This window comes from Arthrobacter sp. BK1, from assembly GCF_056680055.1.
Map to the genome: position 1 here is coordinate 70604 of NZ_CM155263.1, position 23427 is coordinate 94030.

General features: G+C 64.8%; 24 protein-coding genes and 2 pseudogenes. 17 read left to right on the top strand and 9 right to left on the bottom strand.

Going from position 1 to position 23427, the window contains the following annotated elements:
• Positions 1-48: 48 nt before the first annotated feature.
• The 3 genes and pseudogenes from pntB to AC1MCA_RS00290 all read right to left on the bottom strand — a co-directional run.
• On the bottom strand, positions 49-1521 hold the full coding sequence (gene pntB / locus AC1MCA_RS00280) for a Re/Si-specific NAD(P)(+) transhydrogenase subunit beta (protein WP_479800354.1): 1473 nt from the start codon (positions 1519-1521) through the stop codon (positions 49-51).
• Positions 1518-3074, bottom strand: a complete 1557-nt coding sequence (locus tag AC1MCA_RS00285) for a Re/Si-specific NAD(P)(+) transhydrogenase subunit alpha (protein WP_479800355.1) — start codon at positions 3072-3074, stop codon at positions 1518-1520. The genes pntB and AC1MCA_RS00285 overlap by 4 nt, the downstream gene beginning before the upstream one ends.
• A gap of 153 nt (positions 3075-3227) precedes the next feature.
• A pseudogene (locus AC1MCA_RS00290) lies at positions 3228-3587 on the bottom strand (3-oxoadipyl-CoA thiolase); the annotation flags it as partial.
• On the opposite strand from AC1MCA_RS00290, the pseudogene AC1MCA_RS00295 reads away from it, so the two are divergent.
• Positions 3588-3873: pseudogene (locus AC1MCA_RS00295) on the top strand (3-hydroxyacyl-CoA dehydrogenase family protein); the annotation flags it as partial.
• Between the two features lie 131 nt (positions 3874-4004).
• A complete protein-coding gene (locus AC1MCA_RS00300) occupies positions 4005-4865 on the top strand; it encodes a hypothetical protein (protein WP_479800356.1) in 861 nt (286 codons plus the stop codon).
• A 92-nt stretch (positions 4866-4957) separates the two neighbouring features.
• Here the strand turns inward: AC1MCA_RS00300 and AC1MCA_RS00305 are convergent, their stop codons facing one another.
• Positions 4958-5224 (bottom strand): hypothetical protein, encoded by a 267-nt coding sequence (locus AC1MCA_RS00305; protein WP_479800358.1) that lies wholly within the window; start codon positions 5222-5224, stop codon positions 4958-4960.
• A 276-nt stretch (positions 5225-5500) separates the two neighbouring features.
• Here AC1MCA_RS00305 and AC1MCA_RS00310 point away from each other — a divergent pair, with 276 nt between their 5' ends.
• Positions 5501-6508: a helix-turn-helix domain-containing protein gene (locus tag AC1MCA_RS00310; protein WP_479800360.1), complete on the top strand. Its 1008-nt coding sequence runs from the start codon at positions 5501-5503 to the stop codon at positions 6506-6508.
• Between the two features lie 49 nt (positions 6509-6557).
• On the opposite strand, the gene AC1MCA_RS00315 is transcribed toward AC1MCA_RS00310, so the two are convergent.
• Complete coding sequence (locus AC1MCA_RS00315; RefSeq protein WP_479800362.1) at positions 6558-7400, bottom strand: VOC family protein; 843 nt, start codon at positions 7398-7400, stop codon at positions 6558-6560.
• A gap of 477 nt (positions 7401-7877) precedes the next feature.
• On the opposite strand from AC1MCA_RS00315, the gene AC1MCA_RS00320 reads away from it, so the two are divergent.
• Positions 7878-8948 carry a hypothetical protein gene (locus AC1MCA_RS00320; protein ID WP_479800363.1) on the top strand — a complete coding sequence of 357 codons (1071 nt, stop codon included), beginning with the start codon at positions 7878-7880 and terminating at the stop codon, positions 8946-8948.
• A 581-nt stretch (positions 8949-9529) separates the two neighbouring features.
• On the top strand, positions 9530-10603 hold the full coding sequence (locus AC1MCA_RS00325; RefSeq protein ID WP_479800364.1) for a DNA polymerase IV: 1074 nt from the start codon (positions 9530-9532) through the stop codon (positions 10601-10603).
• A gap of 120 nt (positions 10604-10723) precedes the next feature.
• Here AC1MCA_RS00325 and AC1MCA_RS00330 read toward each other — a convergent pair whose 3' ends face one another.
• The gene (locus AC1MCA_RS00330) at positions 10724-11443 is read right to left on the bottom strand and encodes an SDR family NAD(P)-dependent oxidoreductase (RefSeq protein WP_479800365.1); all 720 of its coding nucleotides are present in this window, start codon (positions 11441-11443) and stop codon (positions 10724-10726) included.
• A gap of 187 nt (positions 11444-11630) precedes the next feature.
• Between AC1MCA_RS00330 and AC1MCA_RS00335 the strand changes: the two genes are divergently transcribed.
• Both AC1MCA_RS00335 and AC1MCA_RS00340 read left to right on the top strand, forming a co-directional pair.
• Entirely contained in the window at positions 11631-11963 is a 333-nt protein-coding gene (locus AC1MCA_RS00335) for a hypothetical protein (protein ID WP_479800366.1), read from the top strand.
• A gap of 304 nt (positions 11964-12267) precedes the next feature.
• Complete coding sequence (locus tag AC1MCA_RS00340) at positions 12268-12951, top strand: hypothetical protein (protein WP_479800367.1); 684 nt, start codon at positions 12268-12270, stop codon at positions 12949-12951.
• Positions 12952-12963: 12 nt separating this feature from the next.
• On the opposite strand, the gene AC1MCA_RS00345 is transcribed toward AC1MCA_RS00340, so the two are convergent.
• On the bottom strand, positions 12964-13401 hold the full coding sequence (locus AC1MCA_RS00345; protein ID WP_479800368.1) for a VOC family protein: 438 nt from the start codon (positions 13399-13401) through the stop codon (positions 12964-12966).
• Between the two features lie 86 nt (positions 13402-13487).
• Here AC1MCA_RS00345 and AC1MCA_RS00350 point away from each other — a divergent pair, with 86 nt between their 5' ends.
• The 4 genes from AC1MCA_RS00350 to AC1MCA_RS00365 all read left to right on the top strand — a co-directional run bounded on the left by AC1MCA_RS00350 (position 13488) and on the right by AC1MCA_RS00365 (position 16636).
• Positions 13488-13724 carry a hypothetical protein gene (locus tag AC1MCA_RS00350; protein WP_479800369.1) on the top strand — a complete coding sequence of 79 codons (237 nt, stop codon included), beginning with the start codon at positions 13488-13490 and terminating at the stop codon, positions 13722-13724.
• Positions 13721-15043, top strand: a complete 1323-nt coding sequence (locus AC1MCA_RS00355) for an alpha-amylase family protein (protein ID WP_479800370.1) — start codon at positions 13721-13723, stop codon at positions 15041-15043. Before AC1MCA_RS00350 ends, AC1MCA_RS00355 begins: the two co-directional genes overlap by 4 nt.
• A 90-nt stretch (positions 15044-15133) precedes the next feature.
• Positions 15134-15793, top strand: a complete 660-nt coding sequence (locus AC1MCA_RS00360) for a dihydrofolate reductase family protein (protein WP_479800371.1) — start codon at positions 15134-15136, stop codon at positions 15791-15793.
• Positions 15794-15856: 63 nt separating this feature from the next.
• A complete protein-coding gene (locus AC1MCA_RS00365; protein ID WP_479800372.1) occupies positions 15857-16636 on the top strand; it encodes an alpha/beta fold hydrolase in 780 nt (259 codons plus the stop codon).
• On the opposite strand, the gene AC1MCA_RS00370 is transcribed toward AC1MCA_RS00365, so the two are convergent.
• A complete protein-coding gene (locus AC1MCA_RS00370) occupies positions 16587-17483 on the bottom strand; it encodes a LysR family transcriptional regulator (protein ID WP_479800373.1) in 897 nt (298 codons plus the stop codon). The genes AC1MCA_RS00365 and AC1MCA_RS00370 overlap by 50 nt on opposite strands.
• 106 nt (positions 17484-17589) lie before the next feature.
• Here AC1MCA_RS00370 and AC1MCA_RS00375 point away from each other — a divergent pair, with 106 nt between their 5' ends.
• The 5 genes from AC1MCA_RS00375 (at position 17590) to AC1MCA_RS00395 (ending at position 21156) form a co-directional block, all read left to right on the top strand.
• Complete coding sequence (locus AC1MCA_RS00375; RefSeq protein ID WP_479800374.1) at positions 17590-18843, top strand: CaiB/BaiF CoA transferase family protein; 1254 nt, start codon at positions 17590-17592, stop codon at positions 18841-18843.
• Positions 18843-20042: an acyl-CoA dehydrogenase family protein gene (locus AC1MCA_RS00380; protein ID WP_479800375.1), complete on the top strand. Its 1200-nt coding sequence runs from the start codon at positions 18843-18845 to the stop codon at positions 20040-20042. The genes AC1MCA_RS00375 and AC1MCA_RS00380 overlap by 1 nt, the downstream gene beginning before the upstream one ends.
• A 123-nt stretch (positions 20043-20165) precedes the next feature.
• On the top strand, positions 20166-20357 hold the full coding sequence (locus tag AC1MCA_RS00385) for a carboxymuconolactone decarboxylase family protein (RefSeq protein ID WP_479800376.1): 192 nt from the start codon (positions 20166-20168) through the stop codon (positions 20355-20357).
• Positions 20358-20455: 98 nt separating this feature from the next.
• Positions 20456-20767 carry an NAD(P)-binding domain-containing protein gene (locus AC1MCA_RS00390; protein WP_479803497.1) on the top strand — a complete coding sequence of 104 codons (312 nt, stop codon included), beginning with the start codon at positions 20456-20458 and terminating at the stop codon, positions 20765-20767.
• Positions 20764-21156 carry an NAD-binding protein gene (locus tag AC1MCA_RS00395; protein WP_479800377.1) on the top strand — a complete coding sequence of 131 codons (393 nt, stop codon included), beginning with the start codon at positions 20764-20766 and terminating at the stop codon, positions 21154-21156. The genes AC1MCA_RS00390 and AC1MCA_RS00395 overlap by 4 nt, the downstream gene beginning before the upstream one ends.
• A 4-nt stretch (positions 21157-21160) precedes the next feature.
• Here the strand turns inward: AC1MCA_RS00395 and AC1MCA_RS00400 are convergent, their stop codons facing one another.
• Positions 21161-21868: a FadR/GntR family transcriptional regulator gene (locus AC1MCA_RS00400; protein WP_479800378.1), complete on the bottom strand. Its 708-nt coding sequence runs from the start codon at positions 21866-21868 to the stop codon at positions 21161-21163.
• A 120-nt stretch (positions 21869-21988) separates the two neighbouring features.
• On the opposite strand from AC1MCA_RS00400, the gene AC1MCA_RS00405 reads away from it, so the two are divergent.
• A complete protein-coding gene (locus AC1MCA_RS00405; RefSeq protein WP_479800379.1) occupies positions 21989-23389 on the top strand; it encodes an SLC13 family permease in 1401 nt (466 codons plus the stop codon).
• Positions 23390-23427: the final 38 nt, after the last annotated feature.

Genomic DNA, 23427 nt, shown 5'->3' on the forward strand with positions numbered 1-23427 from the left:
ACGGCGGGAATCTCCCGCCGTCGCCCGCTGCCTTCAGCGCAGTGTCAGTCAGAACGCTTTGAGGATGTCTTCGACGCGGGTTTTGGCGTCGCCGAAGAGCATTTGGGAGTTGTCGCGGTAGAACAGGGGGTTCTGGACGCCGGCGTAGCCGGCGGCCATGGAGCGTTTGAACACGATGACGTTCTCGGCTTCCCAGACGCGCAGGACGGGCATGCCCGCGATGGGGCTTCCGGGGTCTTCAGCGGCGGAGGGGTTGACGGTGTCGTTCGCGCCGATGACCAGGACCACGGAGGTGTCGCCGAGGTCGTCGTTGATTTCGTCCATTTCCAGGACGATGTCGTACGGGACCTTGGCTTCGGCGAGGAGCACGTTCATGTGTCCGGGCAGCCGCCCGGCGACGGGGTGGATGCCGAACCTGACATTCACGCCCTTCTCGCGGAGCTGGTGCGCGAGTTCCGCGACGGGGTACTGGGCCTGGGCCACTGCCATGCCGTAGCCCGGGGTAATGACCACACTGGAGGCGTTGGCCAGCATTTCGGCGGTGGCCTGGGCGGTGATTTCGCGGTGCTCGCCGTACTCGGCGTCCGCCGCGGCAGGGGCTGCGATGCCGAAGCCGCCGGCGATCACGGAGATGAAGGACCGGTTCATGGCCTTGCACATGATGTAAGACAGGTACGCACCGGAGGAGCCCACGAGGGCGCCGGTGATGATGAGCAGGTCGTTGTTCAGCAGGAAACCTGCCGCGGCCGCAGCCCAGCCGGAGTAGCTGTTGAGCATGGACACGACCACTGGCATGTCGCCGCCGCCGATGGAGGCCACCAGGTGCCAGCCCAGCCCGAGCGCCAGGATGGTGACGACGACGAGGAGCCAGAGCTGGGAGTCGTTGACGTACCAAACGGTCAGGGCGATGAACGCGGCCAGCGCCCCGAGGTTGATCGCGTTCTTGCCCGGCAGCATCAGGGGTGAGGATTTCATCCGGGCTGAAAGTTTCAGGAACGCCACGATCGAGCCGGTGAAGGTCACCGCGCCGATGAACACACCGATGAACACCTCGGCGTGGTGGACGGCCATCAGGTCCGCGGACAGGGCCGGGGCCTCGAGGTGGCCGTTCCAGCCCACCAGGACCGCGGCGAGGCCCACGAAGCTGTGCAGCAGCGCGATCAGTTCGGGCATCCCGGTCATTTCCACAACGCGGGCGCGCCAGAGGCCGATGGCGCCGCCGACGATCACCGCGGCCAGGAGCAGGACCAGGCCGGTGAGTCCGTGGCCGGTGCCCCAGGCGCCCTGCACGGTCAGCCAGACCGTGGCGGCGAGGGCGATGACCATGCCGGTGATGCCGTAGACGACGCCGGCCCGGGCGTTTTCGTGCTTGCTCAGCCCGGCGAGGCTGAGGATGAACAGCAGGGCCGCGACAATGTACGCAGCTCCCGCGATGGTGTCGGCGGTCAACGGACCGGAGACGGTGTCAGACACGGTAAGGCTCCTCGAAAGTGTTGCTGCTGCTTCGGTGACGGCGCTCATTTACGGGCCCCGTCTCCACGGGAGAACATGGCGAGCATGCGGCGGGTGACGGCGAACCCGCCGAAGATGTTGATGCTGGCCAGCAGCACCGCGACGGCGGCGAGGACCTGCATCACCGGGTTGTCCGAGGTGACCTGCAGGAGGGCACCGACGACGATGATCCCGGAGATCGCGTTCGTCACGGACATCAGCGGGGTGTGCAGGGCGTGGTGGACTTTCCCGATCACGTAGAAGCCGACCACGACCGAGAGCATCAGCACGGTGAAGTGCTGCGGCAGCGGCGCCGGAGCCACCGCGTTGACCAGGAACAGCGCAGCGATGCCGGCCGCAAATAGCCCGGCCTTGGCGCCGGTGCTGAGGCCCTGCTTCTTCTTCGGCGCAGCGGCGTCTGCAGCCGGGGCCTGGGCCGTGGCCGCGGGGGCGGCGGAGACCTGGACAGGGGGCGGCGGCCACGTCTTCTCACCGTCGCGGACCACCGTCACCGATCGCTGGACCACGTCATCAAAGTCGATCCTCAGGACCCCGTCCTTGTCCTTGGTCAGGAGCTTGAGGAGGTTCAGCATGTTCGTCCCGTACAGCTGGGACGCCTGCGCCGGAAGACGCGCCGGCAGATCCGTGTAGCCCAGGATCACCACACCGTTCTCCGTCACGATCCGTTCCCCGGCGACCGAGCCTTCCACGTTCCCGCCCTGGCCCGCGGCCATGTCAACAATCACGCTGCCGGACTTCATCCCGGCCACATCGTCCGCGGTGAGCAGCTTCGGCGCCGGACGGCCCGGGATCAGGGCCGTGGTGATGATGATGTCCACATCCGCTGCCTGCTCGGTGTAGATCTCCGCTGCGCGGGCGTTGTACGCCTCGGACGTGGCCTTCGCGTACCCGTCAGAGGACTTCATCTCCTCCTCCACCTCAACCTTGAGGTAGGTCCCGCCGATCGACTTCACCTGGTCAGCGACCTCAGGGCGCGGATCCGTCGCCCGCACAATAGCACCCAAGCTGGACGCAGCCCCGATCGCCGCCAACCCGGCAACACCCGCGCCGGCCACCAGGACCTTCGCCGGCGGGACCTTCCCCGCAGCGGTCACCTGACCGGTGAAAAACCTGCCGAACTCATGCGCGGCCTCAATCACCGCACGGTACCCGGCGATGTTCGCCATCGAACTCAGCACATCCATCGACTGCGCCCGCGAAATACGCGGCACAGCATCCAATGCCAACGCTGTAATCGGACGGGCAGCCAACGCCTCCACCAGCTCCGGGCGCAAACCCGGGCTCAACGACCCGATCAGCGTCGCACCGGGAGCCAGCCGGTCAATCTCCTCCTCGGTGGGCGGATTGACCCGCAGCACCACCTCAGACCCCCACGCCTCATCGGCGCCCACAATCAGGGCGCCCGCCTCAATATAGGCCTCATCACGGAACGACGCGGACTCCCCCGCGCCCTTCTCGACCACAACGTCGTAGCCCAACCCCAACAACTGCTTGACCGTGGTGGGCGTCGCCGCCACCCGGCTCTCGCGACCCAACTCGGCCACAATGCCAATACGTGTCACGTTCACTCTCCTTTATCCATACAAAAAGCCCGGCGCGCGTAACCGCCGCCAGGCAAACCCACGTTGGTTCGTTTCTTCAAGGACATTGCGGGGACCCGTCAGCCAAAAGCTGACGGGTCCCTAAAGCTCCTGTTCAGTATGCCTTAGTGCGGTTTATGTGACGTTTTCCATGACGACGGCGAGTCCCTGGCCGACGCCGATGCAGATCGCGGCGACGCCCCAGCGTTGCCCGGAGGCCTGGAGTGACCGGGCGAGGGTGCCCAGGATCCGGGTGCCGGACGCGCCCAAGGAGTGGCCCATCGCGATCGCACCGCCGTGCCGGTTCACGATGGCCGGGACGATGCCCCAGGCGTTGATGCACGCCAGGGACTGCGCGGCGAACGCCTCGTTAAGTTCGACGGCGCCCACCTGGTCCCAGCCGATCCCCGCCTTCGCGAGGGCCTTGTTCGCCGCCTCCACCGGCGCGTAGCCGAAGAACTGCGGGTCATTGGCGTGCGCACCGCGGCCGGCGATAGCTCGCGGCTTGGTTTAGCCATCGCACTGGAGGCCACGCGGATGCTGGAAGAAGGCGTCGCCAGCGCCCGGGACATCGATGCTGCCATGGAACTGGGCTACCGGCACGCCTCCGGCCCCCCTTCGCACCACAGACATCGTGGGGCTGGACGTCCGCCTGGGCATCGCCGACTACCTGCATGAACCCCTCGGCGACCGCTTCGCCCCGCCGCAGATCCTCCGCGACATGGTGGTCAGGGGCGAGCTCGGACGCAAGTCCGGCAAGGGCTTCTACGATTACTCCTGATCTCTGGAGCCGGCTCACCGGCCGCAACTAATCTGGACCCGCTGACAACGACGTCAGCGGGTCCAGTATTCGTTAAGGCGGGACTAGCCTTGTTATGTCGACGGTTTCCCACGAAGGCACGGATGGTCCCCATGGCTGGTAATCCACACGCTCCCGGCCGATCAGGCGTGCCGTTGCGGGACAGGCTCACCGGCGTCCTGGTGCCGGCCGGCCCGCTGCAGCTGTCCGTGGAGGAAGTGCGGCAGCTGTGGTCCTTCATTCATGGGGACATCATGCACGGGAGTATCCGGCGTTTGCTGCGGGCCTCACTCGGGTTGTGCCCGCGGCACTCCTGGGCGTACGCGGCGGTGGAGATCGAACTGTGGCAGGCCGGTGCCGGATCCCGGGGCGGCCATCAGCCGTTCGACGTGAGCATCCTGTACGAGGATCTGCTGGCCCACGTCGCGGACGGCCTGGACCGCAGGAGGTCCCTGCTTCATCGTCATCCGGACGACGTGCTGACTCCTGTCGGGCCGTGCCGGATCTGCCTGGACAGCTCGTCGAGCGAGCCGTCCGCCCTGAGGATGGGCTTCGCCAACGCCAACACCGAAGACCTGACCGCTGAAGCCAATGCGCTGATCCATACCACAACCTGGTCCTTTGAGACGGTGGGGATCTGGCGTGACCGGGTCTGTCCGGAATGTGACCCCGCCATACCGCAGGGTGCCGGCGACCCGGCGCTGTTGTGCCGTTACCACCTGGCTCACCACCGCCCGGTCCGTCAGCAGCTGCGGACCCAGGTGGCAGCGCGGCTGGGCGAGGTCAGGAGCCGGCTGCGGCAACTCACGATTTCGATGACGGATCAGGGGAGGCAGGCGGGGGCTGAAGAAAACACGTCCTGGGTTGAAGCGCTGGGGTTCTTCGCGGGCTGGGGACTTCCCCTATATCTGGCCACAGACCCGCGCGAGGCCTGGGCCGTGCCGGCCAGTCAACATACGGAACACGGAGACTGACCCGGCTATCGGTTGGACCGTCCGGAACCAGGAACAGCGACGGCGGCTGCCACACCCCCAAGGTGCGGCAGCCGCCGTCGTCCGCGTTTTTGCTACTCCGCCGGGGCGAGTACCTTCAGTTCGAAGCCTTCGCAGCCCGCTTCGCGGACTTCGGCGAGCTTGTTCCGGTAGTTGCCGAGGCCCCCGAGGTAGAACATGACCGTCTTCTTCTTGCCCGGGATGTTGGCGCCGAAGATCCAGGAGTCAGCCTTCGGGAAGAGCGTCAAGTCGGCGATCTCCTGGCAGGTCCGGGTCCAGGCCTCTTCGGCTTCTGCCGTCGGCTCCAGCGACGCCACGTTGCCGGCCTCTGCAAAGCGCAACCGGGCTCGCCCTGGGGATGTCGCAGTTGAGGCTGAGCTCCTCGAAGGCTCCGGTGATCATGCTTGACGCCCAGGCTGTGATGGCCACGCAAGATTCCGGCGGGAGTTCAGCCTTCGCCTTGGAGCCGTCCAGCATTCCTGACTCACCCGCCTCACCGCGTAAGGCAGCGGAAAACCCGGACGGCGACACAACAGGCGTGGGAACATGTCACGGGAGGCGAGCAGCCAGATCGAGAAGCGCCTGCTCGATCTCGGCAAACCTTCAACCGGGACAACGTGGAGCTGGTATCCGTCAAGGAAACTCCCATCGTCGAACTCACGCCCCGGGGCATCAGGACCTCGGACGGCGTGGAGCACGTGATCGACGTCCTGATCTTCGCCACCGGCCTCGACGCCGTGGACGGCAACTACACCCGGATCGACCTCCGCGGCACAGCGTTCCCGCACATTGTGCGAAGCGCCTTTGACAGGGCAGGCCAGGGGCCGGGAACGATTGCTGTCTGCGGCCCCGGCGGCTCGGGGAAGCTGCACCACACCCTTGCGTGGCTCAACGGGCAGGACTCTGGCCCGAATCCCCTGATTCTCGATGCCTGCCTGTTGCCCGGGGAAGGGGACGCGTCCTGGTTCACGGCTTCACGCGGGGCCATCGAAGAAGGCCGCAGCGTTGTCCTGCGGCATCTCGAGGATCTGCCGCGGACCGAACTGAACAGGCTCAAGGCACTGGATGCAGCGGTCCGGCAGCAGGCTGCGCCCTCCCCTGCCGATCTATATTCGGCCGGCCGGGCCCCCGCCCGGCTGGTTCTGACGATGAATCCGGAAGCGTGCCCGGACTTTGTCTCCGAAGCGGTGTCCCAGATTGCCACACGGGTGACTGTGCCCAGCCTCTCCGAGACCAAGGAGCGCATCCCGGTCCTGGCAGCCCTCTTCCTGGACGCGGCCGCACCGGCCGACCGGTCCACGCTCTCCGCAGTTGCCCTGCAAGGACTGATGCGTTGGCATTGGCCAGGAAACGTAGCCGAACTGCGCGCCACCCTCGAGTCGTTGGGCCGGGAACATCCGGGCCGTGTGCTGCAGGCCAATGATCTCCCCGAGCATCTCCAGAGCACCAGCCGGCGCAGACTCTCCAAACTCGAGTCCCTGGAACGGGATGCCATCGTGGCCGCGCTTGAACAGAGTGGAGGCAACCGCTCGGTCGCCGCGGACTCCCTCGGCATGGGCCGGACCACTCTCTACCGGAAACTGCGCTCCCTGGGGATCGAAACACCGGAGTCGATGGCGCCCTGACCTGGTCCCGGGATCAGGCCTTTCTACCCTGAGGAAGCGTCCGTCCTATCTAGCCGGCCGTGAACTGGCTTGCGGTAAATTCGGCTCCTTGCGGGTCGCGGATCAGGGCATCGCGTGTCCACTCGGTCTCGCGCTGCGTGAGGACTTCGGCGCCAAGGCGTTTCGCGTCCTCGACCGTCTGATCACGGTCGGCAACCGCGAACGTGACGTGCCAGTGCGGCGGTTCCCCCGGGGCAGCCGGCACCACCCACGCGATGGCGTCCTCGAAGCCTGGCGGGGCGGAAAATTCTGCCTGCCGCTCCCTGATCTCGGGATCGGATGTAGCCGCAAGATGGTCACCATAACCCGGCCGGCGGACCATCATGCCGAAACCGACGTCGTCGACCTGCCAGCCGAATACTCCTCCATAAAACGCAATGGCTGCGCTGGGGTTCTCCGTGTGGAGATCGCTGAAGTTCCAGGATCCCGGCTGGTTGACCGCCTGCGCGCCTAACCGCCGTTTGGCCTGCCAGAGGCGGAACTCAACACCTTCGGGATCGGTCAGCGCCGCGCTGCGCCCTCCCTCCCCCGCGTCCGCCGGCGCCTCGAGCACCGTGGCGCCCGCCGCGGTCAGCCGCTGCATGGCGGCATCCGCATCATCGACGGCGACATAGGTGCTCCACCGCGGGGTTCCGCCACCGCCGCCGCCCGCCAGCCCGGCAACATCCTGGCCATCAAGCTTTGCTATCAGATAACGGCCTGGCGCTCCGGGCGGCATAACATCCTCGAAAGTCCAGCCAAAAAGTCCGGAATAGAACTCAACGGCCGCTTCAATGTCAGGCTGCTCTGTGTCGATCCAACTCGGCACGCCCTCTGGATAGGAGCGCCCGTTTATGGCCTCTTTCCCGTTCATGGGACACAGCCTAGCGAGCCGGGTTCCGGCAGGAAATACCTGAATTGTGGGCCCGCAAAGGCAGGTACTATCTGGCGGGTTCCGGTTCGATGGGAATCCATAACTGTCCCCGGCCTTGGGAACCGTCCGGTTCAGGTTGGACGCTCAGCATTTGTGGCCCTGGTGCCCAACGGTATGGATTCGCAGGGAACCACTGCGCCGCAGCATCAGCCCAAAGATGCTGCGGGGACTCCGCAAACTTGCCTTCTGCCTCAAATACGATATCTGTGACCCTCCCAAATTTGGCGCCGTACAACTCTTCATTGTCACGGGTACGGTGCCGGAGGAGACTTGAGGCGACGGCATCCCACCCCGGGGCGCCCGCGGGGCCACCCGGCTGCGGGGCCACCCGGCTGCGGGGCCTCACAGTACCCTGTAGCGGCTTGGTGGATCCATGAGCTCCATGACACCCCTCGAAGATGAGCAGAAGGTGTGGAAGTGAGCAGCGGGGTGTGGAGTGGTAAATCAGGGCGTCAGCGGGTAGCGGCGCTGATTGTCAGCCTGGGATTGGCGTTTTGGGTCGGCGGCTGCACCTATGAGGAGCCGGATGGGGAGCGACCGCTTCCCGGTCCGGCCTTTTCGGTGCCTTCGACTTCGGAATCTGAAGTATCTGTTGCCGCACGCGAAGGCTGGGGCCCTGATGCCCTGTTCTACACGGATGGGGGAGACCTATATGTCGGGGAAAACAGATGGCCACCGGCTCGCGTGGCGTCATTCACAACGACTTCCACTGGTGTGGTCTATGTGGATGCCGAGACGTCGAGGCTTGTTTGGGCAGACTGGGAACACAGCATCAGGGAGCTCGACTGGCTGGAACCCAAGGAAACCCGCCTCAGCCGTCAATGGGGTGAGTTTCAGGACATTCGGGACATAGTCGGTAACCCCAGCCATGACCTGGTCTCTTGGGTCCATAGGGGCGCATACGGCGGGGACATCGTCGTCGTGCGTCCAAGCACCGGGGAGGCGCTCGCCCATGCAGTGATCCCGTCTCTAGCCGCCGAAAAAAGTGTGGTTTACGGATCAATCGATGATGCCGCCGTCTACTACGCAATCTCGCCCGGTGGAGGGGCCACCGGGGAGGTGTGGGTTTGGCGGTGGGCCGCGGGCGAAGCCCCCCAACTGAGCGACCGGCCTGTCGCCGATGTCAGTGGGGACATTTGGGCGGTGGAGAGGGAGGATCGCATCGATTTCGAGAACGCTGACGGAACCGTTTTGTCCTCTGTCCACTCTTCCTATGGAGACCGGACGGCTTTCGGCAGTGGCCTCAGCCCTGGTGGCCGGTTTTGGTATGCCCCGGCCCATGACCTGATTGTCGAGACGGCGACCGGGGCAGCAGTCAAGATCGGGCGCGGTTTCCAGCAGCGCTACGGCTGGGCCGGCCCTGAAGAGTTGACCCTGATCGGTCCAGGTATCTCAGTTTGCTCGGCGGTATCGGGAAAATGCGAGGGACCCTTCAAGTCCATGAACACGGCGGACGACACCTACCACTTCGGACTTCCACTCAACTAAGGGACCGGCCTAACCATCCCTCCCCAAAGCGTTGACGTCAGGCAGCCATGCATGTCCAAGGGCCTGGGCAGAGTGGCCGGGCCCTTGCGCAGCATTCCGCCTGGACGCCAGGGAGATGCAAGTCAAAACACCACTGGAGGCAGCACGAACCGCAAGATATTGCGATTCACGGCCCGGCGCTTGAGCCCACTTCGCGACATGTCCTGTCACTATTACGAGTCACAAGTAACGGGAAAAATTGGACTCCGACTGGACTTTCAACATTGACGAAACCAGCGCACGGCTGACTGTGCCGCCCGATGACGTAAGCCTGCCGGTCCGGCAAGCGGCGGATGAACTGCGCCAGACCATGGACGCCTGCCGAATCGCGGCTATCGATCTTGGTTCTGCTGTCCGAACATCCAGCTAGGCCGGCTACGCGACAAAGTGGATTGCGGGAGCAGCAGGCCTGAACACCGAGGACCTGGAAAAAGTGCCATGCGGCGAAGAGCTCTTCTGAGGGAAGCGGCGGCCGAAGGCTCAGCGGCGGGGCCTGGTCAGGATCCGGTGCCTGCGGGCAACGTTTAGGGCAGACTGGTGGCGTGAGCGGAATCCGGTGGGTGCTGCACGTCGATCTCGACCAGTTCATCGCTGCAGTCGAAGTACTTCGACGGCCGGAGCTTGCAGGCAAGCCCATCATTGTGGGCGGCCGTGGCGACCCCACGGAACGGGCTGTGGTGTCCACGGCATCCTACGAAGCCCGGGCGTTCGGCGTCGGTTCCGGAATGCCGTTACGGATCGCGGCCCGGAAAGTACCGGACGCTGTGATCCTTCCGGTTGATCACGAGGCGTACCTCGAGGCCTCTGAGGCGGTGATGGCTACCTTGCGCGCGCAGCATGGCGCCACTGTCCAGGTGTTGGGCTGGGATGAAGCATTTGTTGGCACCGAGACAGATAATCCGGAAGCCTACGCACGGCAGCTGCAGGCAGCCGTCCTGGAGAGGACGCGGCTGCACTGCAGCGTGGGCATCGGCGACACCCTGGTCAGAGCCAAGGTCGCCACAGGTTTCGGAAAGCCGGCCGGCGTCTTTCGCCTCACCGCCGGGAACTGGCTCGAGGTCATGGGTAGCCGGCCCACCAAGGACCTTTGGGGCGTCGGAAGCAAAGTCTCGGGCCGGCTGGCCAAACTCGGCATCGACACGGTGGCCGATCTCGCCGCCTCGGACCCGCAAGACCTGGTTCCGGAGTTCGGCCCCCGGATGGGTCCTTGGTACGCGGAGCTCGGACGCGGGGACGGCGCCAGCGTGGTGGACGACACCCCGTGGGTTGCCCGCGGGCACAGCCGGGAAACCACCTTCCAGGCCGACCTGACCGAGCCCGCCCAGGTGGACGTAGCCGTAAGGGAGCTGACAGCACGTGTCCTTGAGGATGTTGTAGCCGAGGGACGGCCAGTGATTGGGCTGACCCTTAAGGTTCGGTACGCGCCGTTCATCACCAAGACCCACGCGAAGAAGATTCCTGAGACATTCGACCGGAACGAAATCCTCACGCGTGCCCTGGACCTCGCAGCCGTCATCGAGGCGGGCCGTCCCATCCGGCTGCTCGGCCTCCGGGCCGAAATGGCAATGCCTGACGATGCCCGCACGGGACATACGCCGACGCGCGGTGGTTGGTGACGCCGTCGTCGTTCCGACGCCGGGGAGGCCCAGAATGGAGCAACGCGGGGTCACTCCGCGCCCGATTAGCCGTGGTTATCGGGCGCGGAGTGACCCCGCGTTGTGTCCTGCCGGGTTTGGCTAGACAGCCGTATAGCCGCCGTCAATGGGAATGGTCGCGCCGGTGATGAACTTTGCCTTGTCGCTCGCGAGGAAGGTGATGAGATCGGCAACTTCCTGCGCCTCGCCGACGCGACCTGCCGGATGCAGTGTCGCATACTGCTCGAGGGTGGGCTCGTCGATGAGCGGAGTGCGGATGACGCCCGGGGCCACCGCGTTCACACGGATGCCCTCCTTCGCGTACATCGTCCCGGCGGCGCGGGTCATGTTCACAACGCCGCCCTTTGAGGCCGAATAGGCGATGTTGTTGGAGACGGCCACAAGGCCGAACATCGAGGCGAGGTTGACAACAACGCCGCCCCGGCCCTGCTTGAGAAGCTGCTCGATAACGTACTTGTTGGTGTAGAAAACACCCGAGTAGTCGATGCCGTTGGTACGCTCCCAGTTTTCGATGGTGGAAGTAACCACGTCACCCTCGCCGCCGACCCCCGCCGAGGCTACGGCAATGTCAAGGCTGCCAAACTCCTCGACCGTCTTCGCGACGGCGGCCTGGACGCTCTCGGCACTGGAGACATCACCCTGCACAAACTTCGCACCGATCTCGCTGGCGACTTCCCGCGATTTGGGATTGAAGTCGAAGATCATGACCTTCGCGCCCTCGGCAATGAAAGTCTTTGCGGTCGCAAGACCGAGCCCCGATCCGCCGCCGGTGATGAACGCGACCTTGTTCTCGAGTTGCATTACCCATCCAATCTGTAAACGTTTTGCGGTCATAGCCGTATCGACGGTCCCGCATGCGCATTTATATGCGTATGCATCTATCCTTGCACCAATACTTGAAAAGTCAACCAATGTGGGCCGTCTCACCATATCCCTCCTCCGCCCCTCCAGGGATTCCTCAATCCACGCTGGGCGGTAGGCTCGGCCAATGCGAAGCACCCGGGCTGATCCGAACGACCCCGTTGGGGATGGCGATTCCGCCCCTGTGTACCGGGTGCGTATCTGGGGGCCGCCGCCTGAACCCCGTTTCGCCTGGGCGGTTGATGAATGGGACGTCACTGACGCGGAGCAGGTCACGGACGTTATTGACTGGGCCGCGGACTTGGCCGGGGACAACCCCTATGAGGTTTTTGTTCGTTGGGAGGATCACCACTCTGACAAGAATGGCCGGCTGGTACCTCGTTTTCGCTACGCGCTGCTTTTCGGAGGTCCGGCGGGCGAGGAACAAACAACCAAGATTATCGGCCTGGAATTGCTGTGATAACTCACGGAGCCCTTCGGCGAGGCGGTCTTCCCAGTCAGCTTTCGACAGCAGATCGTGGATCGAGGCAGCGCAGCGGCGTCTCACATAAAGCACGGCCCCGATGCCGAATACTTGAGTCACAGAAAATTCCCCCCAATAGTTGTGCCTAGCCCACACCCTAAGCGGCCCGTCCCTGCTTTCCGACAGCCAAATTGCTATTCTCGGGTTTGTGCCGACACCCGGTTTTGGGAATTCTTGCGGGACGTCAGTCAGGTCTCCTGGAGCAAAAGCCTCCTGTAGCGCTTTTGGTTCATAATGGGGCATGAGAGTGACCGGTATTCTCCCGGAGGATGCGCCCGACCCCCGTGTTGAGCATGCTGAGCGCCTGAAACTCATGCCCATCCCTGTCATGGGTCTCGTGTCCCAGCCTTCGCTGGAAGACACGGACAGCGTGGGCCTCACGTACGGTCAGGACGCTCGAGGATTTAGCGAAATGACAGCCAGCGTCACCTATACATTGTGGCGGAACCCGCTTGACCGTTCAGACCCGATCAACCTCGCGGACCTCGACGAGCAGACACGGAGGTCGATCGAAGATGTCCCGCCCCGGCCTCGGCCCGCTTGGCTGGTCGAGCATGTGGAGCGACTGCGATACCCGCAGCTGATGGAGGCCGTGCGCACTACCTGGCACCGAAACCGTTCCGCGCGTAGTTCTGTCGGGAACGTATTGCTGGACCACGTCAACCACATTCTCCTGAACCAGTATCGGCAGGAGCTTGGACTGGGCAACCCATGGGACCAGCCACCGTCCACTATGACCGGCCTAACGACCAATGACCAGGCCGTTGTCTTCGTAGATGGGCTGGAGGTGCCCGCTGTGGAGGTCGATACAAGCCCATTCGTCTACGGCATCGGCGCAGGGCTACCGAACGGCGGAACCGTTACCGCTGTCCTTCCACGCGCCGAACTCAGTTTCATCCAGATTCAGTTCATGACCCGGAGATGAGGACCACAACGATCAGCTTTTCTTGAGTTCCTCGGCGAGCATCACGAGGATGCCGCTGGGGCCGCGGACGTAGGTCAGCTTGTAGACGTCCTTATAAGTCGCAACGCCCCGAAGCGGACGGCAGCCGTGCTTCGCGGCTATCTCCAAGGCTTTGTCGATGCTGTCGACGGAGAACGCGACGCGGTGCATGCCAATCTCGTTGGGACGGGTGGGCTCCGACTCGATCGCTTCGGGGTGAATGTACTCGAAGAGCTCAAGGCGGCCGTGACCGTCTGGCGTTTGCAGCATCGCTATCTTGGCGTGGTTGCCGTCAAGGCCGACGGCTGTGTCGGTCCACTCGCCACTGACCGTGTCACGGCCCACGACGGTGAGACCGAGGTCGGTGAAAAAGGAGATCGCTGCTCCGAGGTCGCGAACGGCGATGCCGACGTTCTCAAATTTGATGGCCATGCGCTGCACGTTACCGAGCCGGGCCGCATAGCTCCAGTAGTTGCAGGTCCGAGCCCAACCGCCCACTCACGTGGATAATACTAGCCATGACCAGCAGGGAGATCGACAACACCTCACTTCCGGAAGCAATGACCGGCATGGCGAGCCCCGCGAAGGCGGCAGTCGGTGACAAGCCGGTCTTCGCATACATCGCCAGCCTGCCGCAGCCGCAGCGGGGCGTCGCCGAAGCGGTCGATGCGCTGGCGGCGCAGACACTGCCGGACCTCCGGCGCTCCGTGAAGCGCGGCACCGTGCCAGGTGTTGGGGGCAAGAAGCGGCCATGAACGAACCTGACTGGGTCCAGCACGCCATCTGGTGGCAGGTCTATCCTCTCGGCTTCGTCGGCGCGGAGAAAAGCGCGACGCCGGATCCCGCCGCTGAACACCGGTTACTGGACCTTGTCCCGTGGCTGGACTACGCCGTCGAACTCGGCGCGTCGGGGCTGGCACTTGGCCCCATCTTCGAGTCAGAGACGCACGGGTATGACACCACCGATTACTTCCGGATCGATCCCCGGCTCGGATCCGAGGAGGACTTCGACACGCTGGTGGCCGAGGCACACGGCCGTGGTCTGCGCATACTGCTCGACGGCGTCTTCAACCACACCGGCCGCTCCTTCGCGCCGTTCCAGAACGTCCTGGCCCACGGGCCGGCGGCGGACACGGCCTCCTGGTTCTCGCTGGAGTGGCCCGACGGGGCCGCTCCCGGCGTCGAACCCGAGTACCGCGATTTCGAGGGCCACCACCACCTCGTGGCCCTCAACCATGATGAGCCGGCCGTCGCCGATTTCGTCGTCGAGGTCATGGATCACTGGCTGCGCCGGGGTGCGGACGGCTGGCGACTCGACGCCGCCTATGCCGTCCCGGCGACGTTCTGGGCTCGTGTCACCGCGCGCGTCCGATCATCCCATCCAAACGCCTACTTCGTTGGCGAGTACATCCACGGCGACTACGCGGCCGAGGTCCGGTCCGGCGGACTCGATTCAGCCACGCAGTACGAGCTCTGGAAGGCTGTCTGGAGTTCGCTCAACGACGCGAACTTCTTCGAACTCGCGGCCGCGTTCGAACGGCACAACGTGCTCCTGGGCTCATACGCGCCGCTCACCTTCATCGGCAACCATGACGTCACCCGGATCGCGAGCAAACTCAACGACGCCGCGCTCGTGCCGCACGCCGTCGTCGTCCTGATGACAGTCGGCGGAACGCCGTCCATCTACTACGGGGACGAGCAGGGCTACCGGGGCGTCAAGGAGGACAGGGCAGGGGGTGACGACGACGTCAGGCCGCTCTTCCCACCCTCCCCCGACCAGCTGTCGGCGCTGGGAAGCCCCGTCTTCGCCGTGCACCAGGAACTCATTGGGCTGCGGCGCCGGAACCCCTGGCTGCACCGCGCCACCACAGACGTCTTCCAGCTCTCCAACGAGGTGCTTGGGTACCGCGTCGCGGTCGACGCCGATGCGCTCGTCGTCGCGTTGAATCTCTCGCACGAAGCGCAGCAGATCAGCGCGGCGGGCGCCACCGCCGTCGTCGCCGGACACGCGACCGTCGACGTCGGCGCGAACGCCGTCGTGTTGCCGCCGCGGGGATGGGCCGTCCTCGGCTGAGGCAGCCGCGCTTCTCCCGCCGTCGGTCTTGAGCGCCGGGGTTTGATCACCCTAAAGTGATTGCCTACGACGAGCGCTTCAGGAGATGACATGTCCCTAGTCCGCGTGCATAACTTCTCGGTCTCCCTTGACGGATTCGGAACCGGCGAGGGCCAGCAATTCGAGGCTCCGTTCGGTCACGCCGGCTCACTGCTCATGGAGTGGGCTTTCGAGACGCGGACCTTCCGCGCGATGGGCTTCCACGGGGAATCGGAGGGATCCTTCGGCGTTGACGAGTCATTCGCCAGCCAGTGGGGGCCCGGGATCGGCGTGGAGATCATGGGGCGCAACAAGTTCGGCCCTCAACGCGGCCCGTGGGAGGACGAGGAGTGGAAGGGATGGTGGGGCGATAACCCGGTCTTCCACACCCCGGTGGTTGTTCTGACACACCATCCCCGGCCGGTACTCGAGATGAAAGGCGGGACAACCTTCCATTTCCTTGACACCGATCCTGTCTCCGCGCTCGAGCAGGCCCGGGCCCTGGCCGGCGACCTCGATGTCCGGATCGGCGGCGGCGTCAGCACGATCCGACAGTTCCTCGAGGCCGACCTGATCGACCATATGCACCTTGTCCTCGTGCCGATCGTCCTGGGCCGGGGCGAGCGCCTGTGGGATGGACTCGAAGGACTCGAGCAACGCTTTGACATTGCGGCGACCCCTTCTCCGGCCGGAGTTGTGCATCTGGTCTTCACCCGTCGCACGGTCCGGTAGCCCAGCTTGCCAGCGTGCCGGATCAACGAAGTCCTGGTCCACTACGCCGAGCATGGCGAGGGTGTGCCGCTCGTTGCGTTGCATGGCGCCGGGGTTGATCATCGAGAGCTCGAGGCGGCGATCGAGGCCATCCTTCCGGGCTCGCCGTACCGGCGGATCTACCCGGATCTGCCGGGGATGGGCCACTCGACGGCCGGCGGCTTGACCTGCAACGACGATGTAGTGGCACTGCTCGGCGATTTCATTGATCACCTGGGCGCGGGACCGGTGGTGCTGCTCGGACACTCGTACGGCGCCTACCTGGCTCGTGGTGTGGCTGCACGGAGACCGGCCAGCGTGCTCGGTCTGGCGTTGTTGTGCCCTGTCGCCGAACGGGCGCGAAGCGTGCCTGACCACGACGTGGTGCGTCAGGACGCCGACGCGTACGACGAACTCGAACCTGCACTCCGGGCGGGGTTCGAGGACTACTTTGTCGTGCGCACACAGGCCACGGCCCGCCGGTACCGAGACCACGTTGCGCCGGGCATGGCGCTTGTGGACGAGGCTGCGCTGGGACGCATCTTCACGGGGTGGACGGTCGACGTCGGCTCGGCCACATTCTCTGCGCCGACCTTGGTTGTGGCGGGGCGACGCGATTCGGTCGCCGGGTTTGCCGACGCGGCCGACCTGCTCGAACACTACCCCCGGGCCACCCTGGCGGTCGTCGACGACGCCGGCCATGCGCTGATGCACGAGCGTCCCGAACTGCTGGCCGCGTTGTTAGGCGACTGGCTCGATCGAAGTCATCCACGCCCTACGCTTCGCCCGGCAGGATCCGTTCGGCCAGCTCCAGGACCGCTTTGAGGGCCGGGCTGGTATGGTCCCGGCGCCATGCCATGCGCAGCTCCACCGGAAGGGTCTTGTCCAGGAGCCGCACAAACCGCACGTGGGGATCGGTGACGGTCGCTGCCACGGAAGACAGGGTGAGCGTGCAGCCCACCTCTGCCGCCACCAGTGAGACCGCAGTCAACGAGTCCGGAACGATCTGGACGATGTCGAGCTCGAACCCGGCAGCGTGGGTCAGCCGGCGAAGCCTGTCGTTCAGCACAGCGCCGGCGTGGGGCGGCAGGGAGACGAACACGTCGCCTTTGAACTCGGCCATGCGGGCCTCGCCCGCATCCGCCAGGCGGTGGCTTGCCGGTACTGCCACCACCAGGTCCTCCGCCGCCAATAGCCGCGTTTCAATGCCAGCGGCAATGTAGTCCCAGCGACCCAGGGCAATGTCAACGTCCCCGCTCAGGACGCGGTCTATGGCCGGCTGGGCAAAGTTCTGGCTGAAGAGTTCGATCTTGATTCCCGGATGGTCGCGGCGGACCTCCCGGGCGAGGCGGCCCACCAAAGCATGGGTTGAGGCGCCCGCGTAGGCCACCCTGACGCGGCCAACCTCCCCCTTGTCCGCGGCGAGGACGGCAATGCTGGCCCGGCGTGTGGCGTCGATGATGTCGGTCGCCGGTCCGATGAATGCCTCTCCGGCCCCGGTGAGCTTGACGCTGCGGGTGCTCCGGTCAAAAAGCCGGGTTCCCAGTTCCCGTTCCAGCTGCTGGATGCTGCGGCTGACCGGTGGCTGGGCCATGTGCAGCTTTTCTGCGGCGCGGCCGAAGTGCAGCTCCTCTGCCACGGCCAGGAACGCTCGGATCTGTTGGATTTCCATTCTGGTAATTATGCACCTGACGCAACAAAAGGGCCATCAATAAGTATTGGACGGATAGCAATGGCGTCCGTCATGGTGGATGGAGAGAAACTTAGCAAGGAGCCCAATGATGGACAGCCAACACTCCGCCGCCCCTGAGACTTCGGCATTCGGCCGCAGCTCAGCCGGACCCCTCAGCGGCATCCTGATCGCCGATTTCGGCCGCGTGCTGGCCGGTCCGTACTGCACCATGCTGCTGGCCGATCTCGGGGCAACTGTGATCAAGATCGAAAGCCCGGCCGGTGACGAGACCCGGGCGTGGCGCCCGCCCACGCGGGGCGATGACTCCACCTACTTCCTGTCGATCAACCGCAACAAGACCTCGATCAAGCTCGATCTCCGTGACCCGGACGACCGCCGGACGGCCCAGCGGATCGCCGAACGGGCCGACGTCGTCGTCGAAAATTTCAAGCCCGGCGATCTGGTGCGTTACGGCCTGGACTACGACACCGTCTCGGCCACCAACAAGGATGTTATCTACGCCTCGATCACCGGTTTCGGAACCACCGGCGGCGCCCAGCTTCCCGGCTATGACCTGCTGATCCAGGCGCTGTCCGGACTGATGGACCTTACGGGTGCCGCGGACACGGGCCCCTTCCGTTCCGGCATTGCCGTGTTCGACGTCATCACCGGCCTTCACGCGTGCATCGGCATCCTCGCCGCACTGCGGCACCGGGACCGGATCGGCGAAGGCCAGCTCGTGGAGATGAACCTCATGTCCTCCGCGCTCTCCGGCATGGTGAACCAGACCGCAGCCGTAGTGCTGGGCGGCGTGGTCCCGAAGCGGCTGGGCAACGAGCACCCGAGTATTTACCCCTACGAACCCTTCGACACCGGCGACGGCAAGCTGGTCATTGCGATCGGCAACGACTCCCAGTACCGCACCCTCTGTGCCGCGATCGGCCGGCCGGACCTGGCCGTGGATCCGCGCTTCGACAAGGCGCCGCTACGCAGTGCCAACCGCACGGAACTGCGGCCCCTTCTGCTGGAATGCCTCGCCACCCGGACAGCGAAGGAGTGGTTCGACATCCTCACCGAAGCGAAACTTCCCTGCGCCCCGATCCAGGACCTGCGCGCCGGGATCGAATTTGCGGAGAAGATCGGCCTCGAGCCGGTGGTGACCGTCGGGCAGGGCGAAGATTCCCAGCCCGGCGTACGCAACCCCATCCGGCTCTCCAAAACCCCGGTCAGCTACGACCTCACCCCACCGGACCTGGACAGCGGCGCCGAACTGGTGCGCGCCTGGCTGGGTGCCGATGAACAGCTTCTGGCCGCCGCCATGGCCGGCACTTCCACACCTTCACACCGCGAGGAGCACTGATGACCACCGCAACGGACCTGTCCGTCAATTCCGACTTCTACGTACTGGACGATTACCTCAACGACGACGACCGGGCACTGATAGCCCGGGTCCGTTCCTTCGTTGAACAGGATGTCACCCCGATCATCAACGAATACTGGGAGAAAGCGGATTTCCCCTACCAGCTGGTGCCCAGGTTCGCCGAGCTGGGAATCATCGGCACAGCCATCAAGGGCTACGGCTGCCCGGGACTGACCCGGCTGCAGACCGGCCTCGTGGCCATGGAACTCTCCCGCGGCGACGGCAGCATCAACACCTTCAACGCCGTCCATTCCGGGCTGGCGATGGGCAGCATCAACCTGCTTGGCAGCGACGAGCAGAAGGAGCGCTGGCTTCCGGCCATGGCCAGGCTGGAAAAGCTGGGCGCCTTCGCTCTGACCGAACCGGAGCACGGCTCCGATTCCGTGGCGCTGGAGACCTCCGCACGGCTCGACGGCGACCATTACGTCATCAACGGGTCGAAGCGCTGGATCGGGCTGGGCCATGTGGCTGACCTGGTCATCATCTGGGCGCGTGACACCGCCGACCAGAAGGTCAAGGCGTTCGTTCTGGAAAAGAACGACGACGGCACGTACCCCGCGGGGTACCACGCCGAAGCCATCACAGGGAAGATGGCCAAGCGCGCCATCCAGCAGGCGCAGATTGAAATCGAAGGCCTGCGGATTCCGGCCGCGAACAAGCTGGCCAAGTCCAGTTCCTTCCGCGATGTCGGGGCCGTCCTGAACACCACCCGCAGCACCGTGGCGTGGGAATCGCTCGGCCACGCCACCGCAGCCTACGAGATGGCCGTCAAGTACGCCCGGGAACGAGTCCAGTTCGGCAAGCCGATTGCCAGCTACCAGCTGGTGCAGAACAAGCTCGCCAACATGCTCGCGGACCTGACCGCCATGCAACTGATCTGCTTCCGCACCGCAGCGCTGCAGGATAAGGGCGTGCTCAGCAACGAACAGGCCTCCCTGGCCAAGATGTTCACCGGGGACAAAGCCAGGACGCTGTGCCGGGATGCCCGCGACATGTTCGGCGGCAACGGAATCCTGCTCGAACACCACGTGGCCCGCCACCTGACCGACATGGAAGTGGTCCACACGTACGAGGGCACCGACTCCATCCAGTCCCTCATCCTCGGACGCGAGATCACAGGCATCTCAGCCTTCGCCTGACCTGCGCAGATTCCCCTGCCAGCCCGGCCGCCCCAAGGGGTGGCCGGGCTTCTTGATGCCCATCCACGGGGATCATGAAGTGTTTCACATCGGAACACCTGTGGCCTGGATCACGCCCCTACTGTGGAAGCAGGACCTCCGGGCCTGACCCAGCAGGAGCAGACCCTCTCCACGCTGGTCGCCTTGGGCGCCGAGCCCCAGCTGAAGCTGCACATGAATGTCGGCTTCAACGTGGGCCTGACCAAGGAAAAAATTGTCGGAGCACTGATCCAGTGCATCCCCTACATCGGGTTCCCCGCGTCCTCAACGCCCTGACCCTGCTCAAAGAGGTCATGGCCGAGCGCGGACTCACCCCGGAACCCACTGCCTAGACCCCCGACTCAATACTGAAGGAATTCTCATGCAGTCTCGTCATAGGACTCGGACCCATCGGTGGCAACATCGGCGCACATCTCGCTGAGCAGGGACAGGCGGTGTATGGCTACGACTTCAACCAGGACCGCCTCCGCGAGTGGTCGGAGGAGACCACATCGCCCGCCGGTAGCGACATGGCGGCGGTTGACTGGCCATCAGTAACCAACGTCCACATAGCGGTGCGGCTGGCAGACCAGGTCTCAGCCGTCTTCGACGCACTCACGGCACACACTGAAGAACCGCTGACTGTTTTTGTTCACACCACACTCGCACCGGCGGACGCCCGCAGGGAGCGCGGCAGGGCTCCATGACCATCTTCCTTGCAGGGCCCACGCCCACCGGGTCTGAGGACAGACTCCTGGCTGACATCTCAGGCCGCATCTTCGGGATGGAGTCCTACGGCCAGCCGGCCCTGGTGAAGCTCCTTAACAACACGCTGGATACCTACAACCTGGCCGCCACCGCACGGATGCTGAGTCTGGCTGCCGAACACGGAGTGCAGGCAAAGGACCTCTTCGAAGTGGTGGGCGTATCAACGGGTCAGAGCTGGATGAGCGATAACCTCGTCGACGTGCAGTACGATCTGTTGCTCAAGGACGTGGGCCTGCTCCGTGGCGAGCTCGGCTCCCTTCCCACCGGAGACCTCAACGACGACGTCGAACACGCCATCCTCCAGGCGCGGGCGTTCCTGACAACCTAGCCCGTCAGCTGCTCTTCAGCAGGGCGACGTCGGATACCAGTTCGATGTGCTCCAGCATTGCCGCGGCCGCACCAGCCGGGTCTTGGGCCCGGATGGCGTCGGCGATCCTGCGGTGCGAGGCGAGCGACTGCTCCGGGCGGCCGGGCTGGCCCAGCGACTCGAGGCGGGTTTCCAGCACCATTCCGGCAATGAAGGTCATCAACTGGGCCAGCACCGCAGAATGAGCGGCGGAGGTCACGGCCTGATGGAACAACTCGTCACCGCGGGCGCCCTTTGCGCCCGAGGCCACCTCTTCGGCCATCGCCTCAAGCGCCGCGTCAATGGCATCCATGTCCCCATCGCTGCGCCTCGTGGCTGCAAGCTCGGCGAGTTTTACCTCGAGTGTGCTTCGCGCCTCCACGATCTCGGGCAGCCTGCTGCGGTGCTCGCGCAGGCCCTTGATCACCGACGGGACGTTGGGGCGGTAGACCAGTACGGCACCGGTGCCGTGCTGGACGTCGATCACACCAAGCACCTCCAGCGCCACCAGCGCTTGGGCCAGAGTAGCCCGCGAAACCCCCAGCCGTTCGGCCAGTTCGCGCTCAGGCGGCAGCGTATCCCCGGGAGCCAGCTGGGCAGCCTCGATATAGTCCATGATCTGCTCAACGAGCTGCTCGTAGAGCCGGGGCCGTGAGACGCGGGAGATCTGTTGCGTCGCTGCCTGCTTTGCCATGCGCGTCCTTTCGGGTTTTACATTCCCAGACTACCGGACGACTATTGACAAAGACACCCAGTGTCTAGGAGGCTAGGCCAGTGATCCACTTCACACCCGTTCCGACCCGGAGGCACAAAGATGTCCGCTCCCGTACTGTCCATCATCATCCTGGCGGCGATGTTCCTGCTGGCCACGGTGCTGCCCCTGAATATGGGCGCCCTGGCCTTCGTGGGGGCGTTCCTGCTGGGGTCCGTTGTGCTCGGCATGTCCACCAACGACATCCTGGCAAACTTTCCCGGCGGCCTGTTCCTGACCATCGTCGGGGTCACGTACCTCTTCGCCATCGCCCAGAACAACGGCACCATTGACCTCCTGGTCCGCGGCGCCGTCCGGCTGGTGGGCAACAAAGTGGCGCTCATCCCCTGGGTCATGTTCGCCATCACCGCAGTCATCACCGCGGTGGGCGCACTGTCTCCCGCCGCCGTCGCGATCATTGCCCCCATCGCCCTGAGCTTTGCGGCCAAACACAAGATCAATCCCCTCATGATGGGCATGATGGTCATCCACGGAGCGCAGGCCGGCGGCTTTTCCCCCATCGCGGTCTACGGTGTGACGGTCAACGGCATCATTGCCAAGACGGATCTGGAAGCCAGCCCCCTGGCAATCTTCCTGGCCAGCCTCCTTTTCAACCTCGCCATCGCGGTGATCCTGTTCCTCGTCCTCGGCGGCAACAGGTTCCGCTCCACCAAGGCGGGCCGGATGGTGGAACAGGCCGCTGAATCACGCATGTCCGTCAGCCTGGGTGTCCGCGCTGCAGGAGTGACCCTGCAGGGCTCCGGCTCCGACATCTCCTCCGCCGGCGTCTCAGCGAAGGGCACCTCGGGCGGAACCAGCGCACCTGCAACGGGAGACACCGCGGCTACGGCCAACGGCGCCCGCGCCTCCATACCGCAGCTGGTCACCATCCTGGGCCTGATCGCCCTCGCCGTCATCTCGCTGGGCTTCAAAGTGGACGTCGGATTCGTCTCCATCACCATCGCCATCGTCCTTGCCCTGGTCTCCCCCGCTGCCCAAAAGGGTGCCGTAAACAAGATCAGCTGGTCCACGGTCCTGCTCATCTGCGGCATGCTCACGTTCGTGGGGGTCCTCGAAGAAGCCGGCACCATCAAGTTCGTCTCCGACGGCGTAACCCAGCTCGGCATGCCCCTCGTGGCCGCTCTCCTGATCTGCTACATCGGTGCAGTGGTTTCCGCCTTCGCCTCCTCCACCGCCATCCTCGCAGCACTCATCCCGCTGGCCGTCCCGTTCCTGGCCTCGGGTGAAATCGGTGCGGTGGGCGTCATCGCCGCCCTCGCCGTCGCCTCCACGATCGTTGATGTGTCCCCGTTCTCCACCAACGGCGCCCTGGTGCTGGCCAACGCCCCCGAAGACGTGGACAAGGACAAGTTCTATAAGCAGATCCTGGCCTACAGCGGCATCGTCGTCGCGGTCGGACCCGCTATCGCCTGGCTCGTCATGGTGGTCCCGGGCTGGATGTAACAGCCCCCCAAAAAAACTTCAGCCCGTGCCCGACTCTT

Excerpts from the sequence above, each read along its gene's own strand:
- AC1MCA_RS00330 (WP_479800365.1), bottom strand. The coding sequence starts at position 11,443 with ATGCAACTCGAGAACAAGGTCGCGTTCATCACCGGCGGCGGATCGGGG.
- AC1MCA_RS00340 (WP_479800367.1), top strand. The coding sequence starts at position 12,268 with ATGAGAGTGACCGGTATTCTCCCGGAGGATGCGCCCGACCCCCGTGTT.
- AC1MCA_RS00335 (WP_479800366.1), top strand. The coding sequence starts at position 11,631 with ATGCGAAGCACCCGGGCTGATCCGAACGACCCCGTTGGGGATGGCGAT.
- AC1MCA_RS00375 (WP_479800374.1), top strand. The coding sequence starts at position 17,590 with ATGATGGACAGCCAACACTCCGCCGCCCCTGAGACTTCGGCATTCGGC.
- AC1MCA_RS00300 (WP_479800356.1), top strand. The coding sequence starts at position 4,005 with ATGGCTGGTAATCCACACGCTCCCGGCCGATCAGGCGTGCCGTTGCGG.
- AC1MCA_RS00405 (WP_479800379.1), top strand. The coding sequence starts at position 21,989 with ATGTCCGCTCCCGTACTGTCCATCATCATCCTGGCGGCGATGTTCCTG.
- AC1MCA_RS00370 (WP_479800373.1), bottom strand. The coding sequence starts at position 17,483 with ATGGAAATCCAACAGATCCGAGCGTTCCTGGCCGTGGCAGAGGAGCTG.
- pntB (WP_479800354.1), bottom strand. The coding sequence starts at position 1,521 with ATGAGCGCCGTCACCGAAGCAGCAGCAACACTTTCGAGGAGCCTTACC.
- AC1MCA_RS00350 (WP_479800369.1), top strand. The coding sequence starts at position 13,488 with ATGACCAGCAGGGAGATCGACAACACCTCACTTCCGGAAGCAATGACC.
- AC1MCA_RS00360 (WP_479800371.1), top strand. The coding sequence starts at position 15,134 with ATGTCCCTAGTCCGCGTGCATAACTTCTCGGTCTCCCTTGACGGATTC.
- AC1MCA_RS00395 (WP_479800377.1), top strand. The coding sequence starts at position 20,764 with ATGACCATCTTCCTTGCAGGGCCCACGCCCACCGGGTCTGAGGACAGA.
- AC1MCA_RS00355 (WP_479800370.1), top strand. The coding sequence starts at position 13,721 with ATGAACGAACCTGACTGGGTCCAGCACGCCATCTGGTGGCAGGTCTAT.
- AC1MCA_RS00315 (WP_479800362.1), bottom strand. The coding sequence starts at position 7,400 with ATGAACGGGAAAGAGGCCATAAACGGGCGCTCCTATCCAGAGGGCGTG.
- AC1MCA_RS00380 (WP_479800375.1), top strand. The coding sequence starts at position 18,843 with ATGACCACCGCAACGGACCTGTCCGTCAATTCCGACTTCTACGTACTG.
- AC1MCA_RS00345 (WP_479800368.1), bottom strand. The coding sequence starts at position 13,401 with ATGGCCATCAAATTTGAGAACGTCGGCATCGCCGTTCGCGACCTCGGA.
- AC1MCA_RS00400 (WP_479800378.1), bottom strand. The coding sequence starts at position 21,868 with ATGGCAAAGCAGGCAGCGACGCAACAGATCTCCCGCGTCTCACGGCCC.